This is a genomic window from Bradyrhizobium sp. SZCCHNS3002, assembly GCF_032377435.1.
Lineage (GTDB): Bacteria > Pseudomonadota > Alphaproteobacteria > Rhizobiales > Xanthobacteraceae > Bradyrhizobium.
This window is the reverse complement of sequence record NZ_JAUHHY010000009.1, coordinates 186,747-200,631: the sequence shown is the minus strand read 5'-3', so window position 1 is coordinate 200,631 and position 13,885 is coordinate 186,747. Positions and strand designations below refer to the sequence as shown.

Below are 13,885 nucleotides of genomic sequence, written 5' to 3'. Positions count from 1 at the left end.
ATCCACCGGATAAAGGAAGCCGCCGGGCTAGGCAAGCGAGAACGGGCCTTCGGAGCACACAACAGCGCCACCAAGCCTTTGATAAGCCCCAAAATTTCAAGCCGCCCCGGCTGCGGATCGGGCGACCCGGCCGTGCGCTTCTGGCGGCGCATCGAGCCGGGCAGTTCCATTGAGCACCCGAACGGCGGCGAATCTACGATCGAAGCGGCCCGCGCTCAGCTCTGGATGCGGCCGTCGACAACCTCGATGATGCGATCGCAGCGCCGGGCCAGATCAAGGTTGTGGGTGACGAGCAGGAAGCTCGTGCCGACCGTCCGATTGACGTCGCGCATCAGGCCAAAGACCGCCTCGGCAGACTTGGTGTCGAGGTTGCCGGTCGGCTCGTCCGCCAGGACCAGATCGGGGTTCATCGCAAGCGCCCGCGCCACCGCGACGCGCTGCTGCTGGCCGCCCGACATGTTGCTCGCGAGATGGTCGGCGAATTTCGCCAGCCCGACCTGGTCGAGCAGCTTCGAGGCCTGCGCCTCGATCTCGGGACCCGGGAAGCCGCGATCGACCAGCAGCGGCATCATCACGTTCTCCTTGGCCGTGAAGGCGGAGATCAGGAGATGAGACTGAAAGATGAAACCGATGGTATGGCCGCGCAGATGGGTGAGCTCGGTATCATTGAGCGATGCAGTATCCTGGCCCTTGATCGTCAGCCGGCCGGAGGTCGGCCGGTCCAAGAGACCGACGATGTTCAGCAGAGTGCTCTTGCCGGAGCCGGACGGGCCGATCAGCGCGACGAACTCGCCGCGGTCGACCTCGATGTCGATATCGTGCAGCACCTCGGTCTCGGTCGGCTGCCCGACATTGTAGGCCTTGCAGACCTTTTCCAGTCGCAGCAGGACCTCAGCCACGGATCGCCACCACCGGATCGAGCTTGGCCGCGCGCAGCGCCGGCGCGGTCGCGGCGAGCAGGCCCGTCACCGTCGCGAGCAGGGCCGTGATGACGAACAATCGGCGTTCGAGGATCAACGGAAACAACTCCGAGCCATCGGCCTGGCGCTGCACCGCATGCCAATAGATCAGCGCACCCGCGCCCATCGCCGCGCCGAACAGCGAGCCGACGAAGCCGAGCAGCCCGCCCTGCAGCAGGAACACGCGCAATATCTGTCCGCGCGAGGTGCCCATCGCACGCAGGATCCCGATCTCCTTGGAGCGCTGGATTACCGAGACGATCAGCACGGCGGCGATGCCGAACGCGACCGAGAGCGCGACGAACACGCGGATCAGCGTGTTGGATGTCGCCTGCGCGCGCACCGCCGTGAAGAACTGGGCATTGGTCTTGATCCAACTGTCGGCCTTGACGCGATTGGCGGCCTGGATGCGCTGAGCAATGTCCTCAGCGGCATAGATGTCCCGTACGGTCATGTCGATCGTGGTGACGCCGCCGACCATGCCGAGCAGCGACTGCGCCGTGCGCAGCGCGACATAGGCGGAGCGCTGATTGGCGCCCTTGCTGCCGAGGTCGACGAGGCCAGTCACGATCAGCACGCGGTTGGCGCCGGAGGCGGCCTGAACATTGAGCTTGTCGCCGACGATGGCGCCGAGATCCCTGGCGAGCTCGGTACCGATGATGATGTCCTCGCTGGTCAGCCGCGGCTCGCCGGCGACGATGTAGTCCGGCACGCGCACGATTCTGAAGTAGCTCTCCGGCTCGATGCCGGACAGCGTCACGGCGCGGCTGGCGTCGCCGCGAATGGCGAGGGCGGAGCCGGAGATGGTCGGCGACACCGCCGAGATCTCCGGCATCGCCAGCATCTGATTGCGGATCTTCGGCCATTGATCGATCGAGATCACGCGCTGGCTCGGACGCTGCACGATGGCATCCTCGATCACGCCATTGTCGTTGCGCAGGGGACGCGCGACCTGATCCGGCGTCAGCAGCTGGATCTGCGGCTGCGAGGTCAACACCCGCTTGATGAAATTGGCCTCGAGGCCGGCCAGCATCGCCGACATGAACACGATGACGCCGACGCCGATCGCGATGCCGCCGATGATGAACAAGGTCTGCAGCCGGCCCTCGCGCAGGAAGCGTACCGCCGCGATCCACTCGAATGGCAGCCAGCGGTTCACGGCAGCACCGGACGGAAGCGCTGGCCGGTCAGGATGCCGGAACTCTGGGGCACGGCGATGTCACCGGCATTCAAGCCGTCGACGATCTCGACATGGCTGTTGCCGCGGATGCCGACACGCACCGGCTGCTTGGCGGCGCGGCCGTCCTTCATCCCGAGCACCCAGGGCTGTCCCGAGGTGATGTCGTGAACCGAGCGCACCGGCAGCTCCAGCGTATCCTTGCGGGAGGCGACCTCGATGTCGACAGACACCGTCATGTCCTGGCGCAGATAGTCGGGCGGGTCCTTGACGATCAGCTTGACCTGGACGGACGCGCGGGAAATATCGATGCCGGGGTTGATGTAGCTGACCACGGCGGGGAAGCGCTTGTCGGGATAGGCATCGGCCGACGCCAGCGCCGTCTGGCCGAGCGCCAGCTTGCCGAGATTGCGCTCGTCGATCTGCAGGACGAGCTGGAGATCGCCGGCAGGTGCCAGGACGAGCAGCGTCTTGCCGGGTTGCGCCACGGTGCCGCGCTCGACACTGCGCGTGATCAGCACGCCGTCGCGTGGCGCCGAGATCGTCGCATAGCCGAGACGCGACTGCGCGGTGTCGAGATTGGCGCGCGCCTGGTTCAGCTGCGTCTCGGCCATGACGTAGTCGCTGCCACCGGGGCTCGCCGTGAAGACCTGGAATTCGGCGGCACGCTTCTGCGCCAGCGCAACGTCGAGCGTCTTCTGGGCCTCGTCGAGCGCCGCGCGCGTCGCATAGCCGTTGCCGGTCAGCTGCGACGTCCGGTCATAGGTCTGCTGGGCGTTGAGCAAGGTCGCCTGCACCTGGCGCAACGCCTCCTTCGCCGACGGCAAGGTCAGCTCGGCGAGCTGGCGCATCCGCGCCTCGGCCTGCGCCACCTGCCCTTGTGCCTGCACCACCGCAGCCTTCAGCTCGCGCGACTCCAGCGAGATCAGCGGCTGGCCCTTGGTGACATGCTGGCCTTCCAGCACCAGCACCTCCTCGACCGTGCCGGTGATCTGGCTGCCGATCTCGACGCGGAACGGCGTCTCGACGTGACCGCTGGCAACGACCGTCTCGACGAGGTCGCCGCGCCGGACCTGATCGACGACGATGGCAGGCCCAAGCATGACGCGGACGCTTTGCCAGCCGCCAAGGCCGAGCAGCACGATGATGGCGAGAGCGAACCAGCGATGCGCCCATACCGCCGCCAGGACGGTCGGACCAACGGCGGCTTTGGTGGGGGATGGGAGAGCTGCGGCTTGTTCGGCCATGGTCCTCAATACAAACTCGTCAATGCGGATGATGCCCGGCGACGGGCGCCATCCATTCCTCGGGTGCGGCCGTCAGCCCGCGGCGCATTGCCCGCAAAGCTAGGGGATCGCGGCAGCAGGATGTTGCGCTAGGTCAACCGGCGCACGATCCTTCATGCAAATCAGACAAGATGACCATCACCAATCATCCACGAACATGAACGGATGCATGTGAGCACCGATACGAGCCCCGGCCTGCACCGGTTCTGGCGGCTGTCGCCTGCGCAGGCAGCCGCAGCGCTGGGCTGCGACCTGAACGGCCTCGGCGGGGCCGACGCCGGGCAGCGGCTGCAACGCTACGGCCGGAATGCCGACTCCCCATCCCATGTCGTGGGGCCGATGCGCGCCGTGCTTCGCCGCCTGCTCGAGCCGCTATCGCTGATCCTGCTGGTGGCCGGCATCATCTCGATGGTGACGGGCGACGTGATCGGCGGCGCCATCATCGTCCTCATCCTCACGCTGTCGATCGGGCTCGATACGGTTCAGGAGGGGCATGCCGTCAAGGCGGCCGAGGAGCTCCGCCGCTCCGTGGCCCTGAAGGCCGAGGTCAAGCGGGACGGCGCCTATCGCGAGATCGACGTCGACGCCGTCGTTCCCGGAGACATCCTGCGCGTCCGCGCGGGCGACATCGTTCCTGCCGATGCGCTGATCATCGAAAGCAAGGCCTTCACTGCCGGCGAGGCGGCGCTGACGGGAGAGCCCTATCCCGTGACGAAACAGGCCGGCATTCCCAGCGATGAGAACGACACGTCGAATGTGCTGTTTCGCGGCTCAGTGGCCCAGACCGGAGAGGCCGTCGCGATCGTCGTCAACACCGGGCCGAACACGATGTTCGGCGCTGCCGCCTCGGCGCTGGCCGAAGCGCAGGCCCGCACGCCGTTCGAGCGCGACCTGCACGAATTCGGCCTCGTCATCGCGCGGCTGACGCTGGCCCTGGTCGTGATCGTGCTCACGGTGCGCGTCGTATTCGGACGCGATGTGCTCGACTCTCTGCTGTTCTCGGTGGCGCTGGCCGTCGGACTGACGCCCGAGCTGCTGCCGATGATCACGACCGTGACGCTGTCGCGCGGCGCGCTCCGCATGGCCAAGCGCAAGGTGATCGTGAAGCGGCTCGCGGCGATCCATGATCTCGGCGCGATGTCGGTGCTGTGCACCGACAAGACGGGAACATTGACCTCAGCCGAGATCACGCTGGCCCGAAGCATCGCGCCCGACGGCAGCGACGACCCGCGAGCCGCGGAGCTCGGCGCGATCGCTGCCGCACTCGGCGGTGATCGTGGTTCGCTCGACACCGCGCTCATCGCCGGCGCGGACCTTGAGGTGGCAGGATGGACACTGGGCGGACAGCAGACCTTCGACTTCTCGCGCCGGCTCGGCTCGGTGCTGGCGATCCGCGGGGCAGAACAGATCCTGATCGTGAAGGGCGCGCCGGAGGCGGTGATCGAACTGTGCACGCAGCAGCGGCAGGGCAGCACCGTCGCGCCGCTCGACGACAGCGGCCGCACCGACATGCGCGAGCGCGTCCACGCGCTGGCGCGCGAGGGCCTGCGCACGGTCGCCATCGCGTCACGGCCCTGGACCGGCGTGCCGCGCGAGATCGAGACCGATGACGAGCAGGAGCTGATCTTCGAGGGTCTGTGCGCGTTCGCCGATCCGCCCAAGCCGACCGCAGCCGCGGCCATCGCGCAGCTTGCGCGCGCCGGCATCGCGCTGAAGATCCTGTCCGGCGACGATCCGGTCGTGGTCAAGCGACTGGCCGGGCTGGTCGGGCTGAGAGCGGATCGCGTGCTGTCCGGCAGCGACATCGCCGAGCTCAGCGACGATGCGCTTGCGGTGCAGGTGCGTTCGGCCGATGCGTTCGGCCGGCTCGCCCCCGATCAGAAATCGCGCATCGTCAAGGCGCTGCAGGCCTCGGACCACGTCGTCGGCTTCCTGGGTGACGGCATCAACGACGCGCCGGCACTGAAGGTGGCCGACATCGGCCTGTCGGTCGACGGGGCGACCGGCGTGGCGCAATCGGCCGCCGACATGATCCTGCTCGCCTCCGATCTCGAGGTGGTCGCCGACGGCGTGGAGGAAGGACGGCGCACCTTCGCCAACATCCTGAAATACGTGCGGATGGGCGCGAGCTCGAATTTCGGCAACATGCTGTCGATGGCGGTCGCCTCGATCATGCTGCCGTTCCTGCCGATGCTGCCGACGCAGATCCTGCTCAACAACCTGCTCTACGATCTCTCCGAGCTCGGCATCCCGTTCGATCGTGTGAGTCCGCAGGCCACCGCGCGGCCGCAGCGCTGGGACATGAAGCGGCTGCTGCGCTTTGCCGCGATCATGGGCCCGCTGTCATCGCTGTTCGATTTTCTCACCTTCGGCGCACTGCTGTATTTGTTCCACGCGACGCCCGACGAGTTCCGGACCGCCTGGTTCCTCGAATCGATGGCGACCCAGATCCTCGTCATCTTCATCATCCGGACCAACGGACGGCCATGGAGCAACCGCGCCGATCCGATGCTGACGGCGTCGTCACTGACTGCGCTCGCCGTCGCGCTGGTCGTGCCCTTCACCCCGGCCGGCGCCTGGTTCGGCTTCGTTGCACCGCCTGCCATCGTGCTGGCGGCCATCGCCGCTCTCGTCATCGTCTATCTGCTGAGTGCGGAGCGTCTCAAATCCGTCGCGGTCCAATCCGGACCCCGGCGACGGCACCGTGGACATGCCCCGCATGCCGGCTCCTGAAGACGATCATCGCTGCATGGTCGCGATGCATCTGCCCTCTTGATAGGCAGCTGCAATTGGTGTCTGTCGACACAGCCGGGGAGAAACTTCGGCCTGGGATCGCCGGGCCGATTGCCGCGGCGCATCAACCGGGTCCTACAGCGCCGCATGTCTGCCGCCGACCGCACCGCGTCCGCCGCGCCCGGCTGGATCGCCAACCAGCCCTACGTATTGCTGAGCATCACGGCGCTGTGCTGGGCCGGCAACTCGATCGTCGGCCGGCTCGCCGCCGGCCATATCCCGCCGGTGACGTTGTCGTTCCTGCGCTGGTCGTTGGCCTTCCTGCTGATCCTGCCGCTCGCCTGGAAACAGCTGCGCCAGGACTGGCCCGCGATCCGGTCGCGGCTCGGCATCATGATCGCATTGTCCGTGACGGGCATCGGCGCCTTCAACACGCTGCAATACTGGTCGCTCGAATTTACGCAGGCCCTCAACACCCTGCTGCTGCAGTCGGCTGGTCCGCTCATCGTGGCAATCTGGTCGATGCTGCTGCTGCGCGTGCACCTGACCCTGGCGCAGGCGATCGGCATCGTGCTGTCGCTCGTGGGCGTGCTGCTCATCCTGACGCGCGGTCACCCCACCGCGCTGGCCGACATCAGCTTCAACAGAGGGGACCTGATCTTCCTGCTGGCGATGGCTGTGTTCGGCTTCTACTCGGTGCTGACGATCAAGCGGCCGCAGATCCACGGCCTGTCGATGGTCGCCTTCACCTTCGGCTGCGGAGCCGCAAGCCTGATTCCGCTGCTGATCTGGGAGCTCCACGCGCGACCGGTCATGGCGTTCGACGCGCAGAACCTGTTGTCGCTGCTCTACGTCGCGATCTTTCCTTCGACGATCGCCTATCTCTGCTTCAACCGCGGCGTGCTCCTGATCGGCGCCAACCGCGCCGCGCCGTTCTTTCACGTGGTGCCGGTGTTCGGCTCGATCATGGCCTTCGTGTTCCTCGGCGAGCAGCCGCAGATCTTTCACGTGATCGGCTTTGCCCTGGTGCTGGCCGGCGTGTTCGTGGCGTCGCGCAAACAGGCGACGTGAGACGCTGCTCCCGGGCGACGGCGCCTGCCTGCATGGCACCAATCCCCGGCGGCGCATTGCGCAGCGCCGCGATTTGGCCCACCTTGCGCCCTCCCCCCGCCAGAGCGTCCGCCTCCCTTGCCCGCCGACGACATCAAGCCATCATCGCCGCTCGCCTGGCTCAACAACCAGCCTTACGTGCTGCTCACGCTGGCTTCGCTGTTCTGGGCCGGCAACATCGTGCTCGCGCGCTACGTCGCCGGGCACGTGCCGCCGCTGACGCTGTCGTGCATCCGCTGGATCGGGACCTTCCTGATGCTGTGGCCGTTCGCACGCACGCACCTGGCGCGCGACTGGCGCACGCTGCTCGCGCACTGGCCGCTTCTGCTGCTGCTGGCGCTGACCGGATTCGCGATCAACAACGCGCTGTCCTATTGGGCCATGCAATACACCCAGGCGCTCAACGGGCTGCTGATCCAATCGTCGACGCCGCTGTTCGTGGCGCTGTGGTCGTTGCTGCTGTTCGGCGTCAGGCTGAGCCTGGCCCAGTTCGCAGGCATCGCGATGTCGCTGAGCGGCGTGCTGGTGATCCTGACGCGCGGCGATCTCGGTGCGCTCGCGGGCATCCAGTTCAACCGCGGCGACCTGATGTTCGCGGGCGCATTGCTGGTGTTCGGCCTCTACTCCGCCGCCATGACGCGGCGGCCGGCGGTGCACCAGTTGTCGCTGATCTCGTGCTGCACGGCGCTCGGCGCCGTTCTGCTGCTGCCGCTGGCGGTCTGGGAATATTCCTCCGGGTTCGTGCTCGCGCCCGACCTGCTCTCGATCGCGACGCTCGGCTACGTCGTCGTCTTCGCCTCGACGCTGGCCTATCTGTTCTTCAACCGCGGCATCAGCCTGATCGGACCGAACCGCGCCGCGCCGTTCCTGCACCTGGTCCCGTTGTTCGGCTCGGTGCTGGCGATCCTGCTGCTCGGCGAGGAGCTCAGGCTGTTCCACCTCATGGGCTATGCGCTGGTCATCGCGGGCGTGATCATCGCCTCGCGCACGGGCGGCCCCAAGATGGCCTGAGCGTGGGGTCCGTTCCAAGCCGCCTCAGGCCGTTCGCACCTTTGCCATGAAGCCATCGACGGCCTGCTGCAGCAGGCCCGACTGGCTGTCGAGCTCACGTGCGCTCGACAGCACTTCCGAGGCGGCCATGCCCGTCGCTTCCGCCGCCTTGGTGACGCCGCCGATATGGGCGCTGATCTCGTTGGAGCCGGCCGCGACCGACTGGATGTTGCGCGCGATCTCGCGCGTCGCGTCGCCCTGCTGCGCGATCGAGGTCGAGATCGAATTGGTGATCTCGCTCATCTGCGCGATGGTCTGGGTGATGCCGCTGATGGCGGTGACCGCATCCTGGGTCGAGGTCTGCATCGCCGCGACCTGCGCCGAAATCTCCTCGGTCGCCTTCGCCGTCTGGTTGGCGAGCGCCTTCACCTCCGAAGCGACGACCGCAAAACCCTTGCCGGATTCGCCGGCGCGGGCGGCTTCGATCGTGGCGTTCAGCGCCAGCAGGTTGGTCTGCGCTGCGATCGAATGGATCAGCTTGACGACCTCGCCGATCTTCTCGGCACCGGTCGACAACACCTGAACGGTGGCATTGGTGCGCTCCGCGTCGCCCACGGCTTTGCTCGCGATCTCGCTGGAGCGGGCGACCTGGCGCGAAATCTCGTTGACCGAGCTCGACAGCTCCTCGGCCGCGGCGGCGACCGTGCCGACATTGTCGTTGGCGCTCTGGGTGGCGGCGCTGACGGTCGAAGCGCGCGAGCTGGCATCGCTCGCGGTCGAGGTCATCGACTGCGCGGTGTGCTGCATGCCCTCGGCCGCCGACGCCACCGAGCGGACGATGCCATTGACGCTGCGCTCGAAGTCGGCTGCGAGGTTCTGCATGGCCGCGGTCCGCTCGGCGGCCGCGCGCTGCTGGGTGGCGGCCTCGGCCTGCTCGAGCTCGCGCATCCGCAGCGCGTTGTCCTTGAAGATCTGGACGGTCGCGGCCATCCCGCCGATCTCGTCGCCGCGGCCGACACCGGGAATCTCGCCCTCGAGCCGGCCGTCGGCGATCTCGCGCATGCGGACGCCGAGACGATCGAGCGGCACGCTGATGCTGCGGCTGATCAGCCAGGCGATCCCGCCGGCGACGACCGCGATGCCTGCGCAGGCCATCCAGATCAGCCATTTCAACGGCTTCATCTTCGCGTCGAGATCGTCGACATAGACGCCGGTGCCCACGAACGTATTCCAGCCGGGAATCATCACCGCATAGGAGATCTTGCGGGTCGGCTGCTCCTGACCGGGACGCAGATATTCGTAGTGCAAGGTGACTTCGCCATCCTTGGCAACGCCGTCGCGCAGCTCGACGACGAGCTTGCGGCCGTTGAGCTCGAAATCGATCACGTTCGAGCCGCGCTGCTTCGGATCCTGGGACAGCACCACATTGCCGTCCATCGTATAGGCGAACAGATAGCCCGTGCCCTTGTCGAAGGTCATCGTTCTCCCGCGATCGACGAACTCGTCGAGCGCAGCCTCCTTCGTCAATTTGCCGGCTTCGACATCCTTGATGAGGCCGAGGGCCATGTTACGCGCGGTCTCGACGATCGCCCGGCACTGTTCGATGCGGGCATTGACCATCTCCGTTTGCATCAGAGTGCCGGCAAACGTACCGGCCGCGGCAAGGCCCAGCATCGCGACGCCGACGACGATGGCGAGCTTGGGGGCAATCTTCAGGTTGTTCAGCAGCACGCAAAGAACTCCGCCCGGTCCCCGATCGACGGCCTCGATCTGTCAAGGTGAGCTGCCGGTTAACTGATCAGGTGATGGTTAGAGTTCGGTTGCGAACGCACCCCCGTAGAAACCCGGATCAGCTCGGGACAACGGCATCCGGGGCCGGGACCGCGGCGGAGGCGGGCCGCAATGGCGCGAACTCCTCGGCGGTCAGCGTCTCCTTGGCGATCAGGAGGGCGACGCCGCGCTCGAGGTCCGGGCGATGGCTTTCGAGAATCGCCCTGGCACGGGCATCGCCGTCTGCGATCAGATCCCGCACCGCGAGGTCGATCTCGCGCCCGGTCTCCTCGGCCGCCGACACGATCTGATCCTGCGGCTGCAGGAACGAGATCTGTGGACCCGGCGCGTAAGTGCGCTGCCCGACAGTCGCATCCATCCCGTATTTGGTGACCATCTCGATGGCGATCTCGGTCGCGCGCTGCAGATCGTCGGCGGCGCCGGTCGACACGTCGCCGTCGAAGATCAACTGCTCCGAGGCGCGGCCGCCCATCAGGACGGCGATGCGGTTCTTCAGCTCGCTGACCGCGAGCAGAAAGCGATCCTCGGTCGGGCGCTGCATCGTGTAGCCGAGCGCGCCGACGCCGCGCGGAATGATCGAGACCTTCTGCACCGGATCGACGCCGACGAGATTGGCCGCGACCAGCGCGTGGCCCATCTCGTGATAGGCGACACGGCGGCGCTCGGCGGGACTGAGCACGCGGCTCTTCTTCTCGATGCCGGCGACGATGCGCTCGATCGCCATCGTGAAATCGTCGAACGTCACCTCGTGACCCTTGCGGCGGGTCGCCGCGATCGCCGCCTCGTTGATCAGGTTGGCGAGGTCGGCGCCGGTGAAGCCGGCCGTCAGTGCCGCGACCTTGTCGAGATCGACGCTGTCGGCGACCGTGATCTTGCGGACATGCACCTTGAGAATTGCGAGCCGCCCGCCCCTGTCAGGACGGTCGACCAGCACCTGGCGATCGAAGCGGCCGGCGCGCATGAGCGCGGGATCGAGGATCTCCGGCCGGTTGGTGGCGGCGAGCAGGATGACGCCGGAGCTTGGGTCGAAGCCGTCGAGCTCCGCCAGCAATTGATTGAGCGTCTGCTCCTTCTCATCGTAGCCGCCGAGTTGGCCACCCGCGGTTCGGCTGCGGCCGAGCGCGTCGAGCTCATCGATGAAGATGATGCAAGGCGCGGCCTTGCGGGCCTGCTCGAACAGATCGCGCACGCGGGCAGCGCCGACGCCGACGAACATCTCCACGAACTCGGATCCGGAGATCGAGAAGAACGCCACCCCCGCTTCGCCCGCCACCGCGCGCGCGAGCAGGGTCTTGCCGGTGCCGGGCGGGCCGACCAGCAGGATGCCCTTGGGGACGTGTGCGCCGAGCCGGCCATAGCTCTTCGGATCCTTCAGGAACTGCACGACCTCCTGCAGCTCGAACTTGGCCTCGTCGACCCCTGCGACATCGGCAAAGGTGACCTTGGTGTCGGTCTCGACATAGACCTTGGCGCGCGACTTGCCGATCGACATCAGACCGCCGAAGCCTTGGCGGTCCATCACCTTGCGGCCGAGGAACACCCAGATGAGATAGAACATCAGCGCCGGCACGACCCAGGACAGCAGCGTCTGGATCAGCCCGCCCGAGGGCACGCCGGTCACCTTCACGCCCTTCGCGGCGAGCTTCTCGGCCAGCGGCGGATCGACGCGCGCGGTGATGAACGACGTCTTGCCGTCGGACTGCTTGTCCTTGAACTTGCCCTGGATGGTGTCCTGGCTGACCGACACCTCGGAGATCTTGCCCTGCTCGATCAATTGCTCGAACTGGCTGTATGGAATGGTCTCGACCGTGTTGTAGGTCGTCAGCAGCCACTGCAGCAGCAGCATGCCGACGCCGGCGAGGAAGATGTAGCCGACGGCGACGGCCTGCTTGCGGGTGTTCGGGTCGGATTCCATGTCGGCGCTCTCGGTCGAGATTGATCACGGCCGGACAGGACGTGATCAACGGGGTTCCACTCGCGCATAACAGGACCGGGACCGGGCGGCTTGTCATGGATCAAGCGGCACCAGTCCCCCCGCCCGGCACTCAGCCCGACGGCTGCATCACGATCGACTTGTCCTTCGGCCAGCGCACGCGCCAGGCGAAGGCGATATCCTTGGTCTCGCCGGGTTTGGCGTCGATCACCCATTCGACGACGCCACGCCGGTCGCGGACGTTGGTCGAGACCGGCGGCGTGGTCGCAGGAAGCATCTCGACCGTGATCTCTTCGTTCTCGCTGACCGGCAGCTGATCCTGGATCGCGACCTTGACCGGGAAATCATGCGCGTTGCGGACCGTCGTCTTGAAGGCGCGCTCGTCGATCTTCGCCGTCGTCACGATCAGGCCGGCCGAGCCTTCGTTGCGCTTGACGACACTACGCTCGACCTTGACCTTGTCGTCGGCTCCGAAGCCGAGACGAACGGGCTCATCCTTGCCCGCGGCGGCCAATTTGCTGGTGCCGACGAACATGCCGTCGCGATAGATCGAGACCTTGCCCGGCAGCAGCGGCGCGTCCTCCGCCTGTGGGAAGCTCGCTTCGAGATAGGCGGTGGGATCGATGACGGGCGCGGAACGGATCGTCAGTTCGGGCGTGATCGTCGCGGTGGAGATGCGCAGGCTCTTCGCGCCATCATTGGCACCGACGCTGACGCGTCCGGGAAGACGGAAGACGGTCTGGAAGGCGCTGATCTCCGCGACCGTCTGCTGCTCGACGGCCTTGTCCGCGACATCTCCGAACGTCGTCCCTCCGTTAAAGCGAAACTCCTGCCGGCTCTCCATGAGTCCTCGTGCCGCGCTCACGGCGGCCGGCTTCGGCGCTGGCGGTGGCGGCGGCGGATATTGCGCGATGATCGTCCTGAGCTCGGGCGCGCTGCCGCCGCGTCCGGTCCGCACCGTCGAAACCGTGAGCGCGACCTCGGGCCAGTCCTCGCCGGTGGCCTGCTGGATCTCGGCGCGTCGCACCAGCTCGAGAGCCGGTTTGTGGTCCTTCGCCGACGTGTCAAGACGCGCGTCATAGAGCGGCACCCAGCGGGCATTGCGCACCGCGTAGGTCACGCGCAAGGTCGCCTTGGTCGCTGCCGCCGCCGACAATTCGATCCGCACCTCCAGCTTGCTCGGGGGCTTCGTCGTGAGATTGTCCTGCAGGCGCGCGATCTCGCGATCGATGTCGCGCTGCTTGCGCTCCGCATCACGGATCGCCGCGTCGGCCTGTCCGACCTCGTCGGCAACGGCGGCGAACGCGGCACGCCATTCCGTGATCGGACGCGCCTCGCCCTTCTCGCCGAGCCCGGCCGGCGATGCCTCGGCAAAACGCTCGGCAAATTTCTTGCGCGCAACAGCCGCTGCAATCGCGCCGTCGAGATTGGCACGCTCGTCCTGCAGCGCTTCGATGCGCTTGTCGATGTCGGGCAGGTTGACGGGCGGCGCCGCACGCGGCGGCTTGGCGTCGACGGTGCCGATCACGAGCTTGGTGCCGGCCTCGCCTTCCACGCGCAGCGAGGACGCATCGAGGCCGAGCGGGAAGTCCTTGGCGATCGCGGTGCTGTCACCTGCGGGAAGGTCGAGCGAGATGACCCGGGTCACCGTCGCGCCATCCGGATAGACTGTCACGGCATCGACGGTGGAGGTCGTATCGACGTTTGCCGCATGGCCGGGCACCGCCGTCAGCGCAGCACCCAGGACGAGACCCGTGGCAAGCAGGCCCTTGTTTCGCATGGTCATCACTTTCTCCGCAGCCCAACGCCCACGGGACCGGATCAGCCGGTCCTTCATCGGGCGTTAGACGCAGGGAAAGAAAGCAGGGTTCAATCGACGGCTTGAAGGGCCGGTCGCTCGATGGCC

Annotated in this window: 9 protein-coding genes; 3 read left to right on the top strand and 6 right to left on the bottom strand. The window is 66.8% G+C overall.

Annotated features, from left to right (window positions below; translation table 11 throughout):
• Positions 1 to 215 precede the first annotated feature (215 nt).
• From QW845_RS20400 to QW845_RS20390, 3 genes are read right to left on the bottom strand one after another with little or no spacing between them, the layout of a single operon-like run.
• The gene (locus QW845_RS20400) at positions 216 to 899 is read right to left on the bottom strand and encodes an ABC transporter ATP-binding protein (protein WP_315803333.1); all 684 of its coding nucleotides are present in this window, start codon (positions 897 to 899) and stop codon (positions 216 to 218) included.
• Positions 892 to 2,118 carry an ABC transporter permease gene (locus tag QW845_RS20395; protein WP_315803332.1) on the bottom strand — a complete coding sequence of 409 codons (1,227 nt, stop codon included), beginning with the start codon at positions 2,116 to 2,118 and terminating at the stop codon, positions 892 to 894. The genes QW845_RS20400 and QW845_RS20395 overlap by 8 nt, the downstream gene beginning before the upstream one ends.
• Positions 2,115 to 3,383 carry an efflux RND transporter periplasmic adaptor subunit gene (locus QW845_RS20390; RefSeq protein WP_315803331.1) on the bottom strand — a complete coding sequence of 423 codons (1,269 nt, stop codon included), beginning with the start codon at positions 3,381 to 3,383 and terminating at the stop codon, positions 2,115 to 2,117. The genes QW845_RS20395 and QW845_RS20390 overlap by 4 nt, the downstream gene beginning before the upstream one ends.
• A 210-nt stretch (positions 3,384 to 3,593) precedes the next feature.
• Between QW845_RS20390 and mgtA the strand changes: the two genes are divergently transcribed.
• From mgtA to QW845_RS20375, 3 genes are all read left to right on the top strand, one after another.
• Positions 3,594 to 6,155: a magnesium-translocating P-type ATPase gene (mgtA, locus tag QW845_RS20385; RefSeq protein ID WP_315803330.1), complete on the top strand. Its 2,562-nt coding sequence runs from the start codon at positions 3,594 to 3,596 to the stop codon at positions 6,153 to 6,155.
• Positions 6,156 to 6,302: 147 nt separating this feature from the next.
• Entirely contained in the window at positions 6,303 to 7,226 is a 924-nt protein-coding gene (locus tag QW845_RS20380) for a DMT family transporter (RefSeq protein WP_315803329.1), read from the top strand.
• Positions 7,227 to 7,343: 117 nt separating this feature from the next.
• Complete coding sequence (locus QW845_RS20375; RefSeq protein WP_315803328.1) at positions 7,344 to 8,276, top strand: DMT family transporter; 933 nt, start codon at positions 7,344 to 7,346, stop codon at positions 8,274 to 8,276.
• Positions 8,277 to 8,300: 24 nt separating this feature from the next.
• Here QW845_RS20375 and QW845_RS20370 read toward each other — a convergent pair whose 3' ends face one another.
• The 3 genes from QW845_RS20370 to QW845_RS20360 form a co-directional block, all read right to left on the bottom strand.
• Positions 8,301 to 9,986, bottom strand: a complete 1,686-nt coding sequence (locus QW845_RS20370; RefSeq protein WP_315803327.1) for a methyl-accepting chemotaxis protein — start codon at positions 9,984 to 9,986, stop codon at positions 8,301 to 8,303.
• Between the two features lie 118 nt (positions 9,987 to 10,104).
• Positions 10,105 to 11,961, bottom strand: a complete 1,857-nt coding sequence (gene ftsH / locus QW845_RS20365; RefSeq protein WP_315803326.1) for an ATP-dependent zinc metalloprotease FtsH — start codon at positions 11,959 to 11,961, stop codon at positions 10,105 to 10,107.
• Between the two features lie 130 nt (positions 11,962 to 12,091).
• Positions 12,092 to 13,759 carry a mucoidy inhibitor MuiA family protein gene (locus QW845_RS20360; protein ID WP_315803495.1) on the bottom strand — a complete coding sequence of 556 codons (1,668 nt, stop codon included), beginning with the start codon at positions 13,757 to 13,759 and terminating at the stop codon, positions 12,092 to 12,094.
• Between the last annotated feature and the right edge of the window lie 126 nt (positions 13,760 to 13,885).

Excerpts from the sequence above, each read along its gene's own strand:
- QW845_RS20390 (WP_315803331.1), bottom strand. The coding sequence starts at position 3,383 with ATGGCCGAACAAGCCGCAGCTCTCCCATCCCCCACCAAAGCCGCCGTT.
- QW845_RS20380 (WP_315803329.1), top strand. The coding sequence starts at position 6,303 with ATGTCTGCCGCCGACCGCACCGCGTCCGCCGCGCCCGGCTGGATCGCC.
- ftsH (WP_315803326.1), bottom strand. The coding sequence starts at position 11,961 with ATGGAATCCGACCCGAACACCCGCAAGCAGGCCGTCGCCGTCGGCTAC.
- QW845_RS20360 (WP_315803495.1), bottom strand. The coding sequence starts at position 13,759 with ATGCGAAACAAGGGCCTGCTTGCCACGGGTCTCGTCCTGGGTGCTGCG.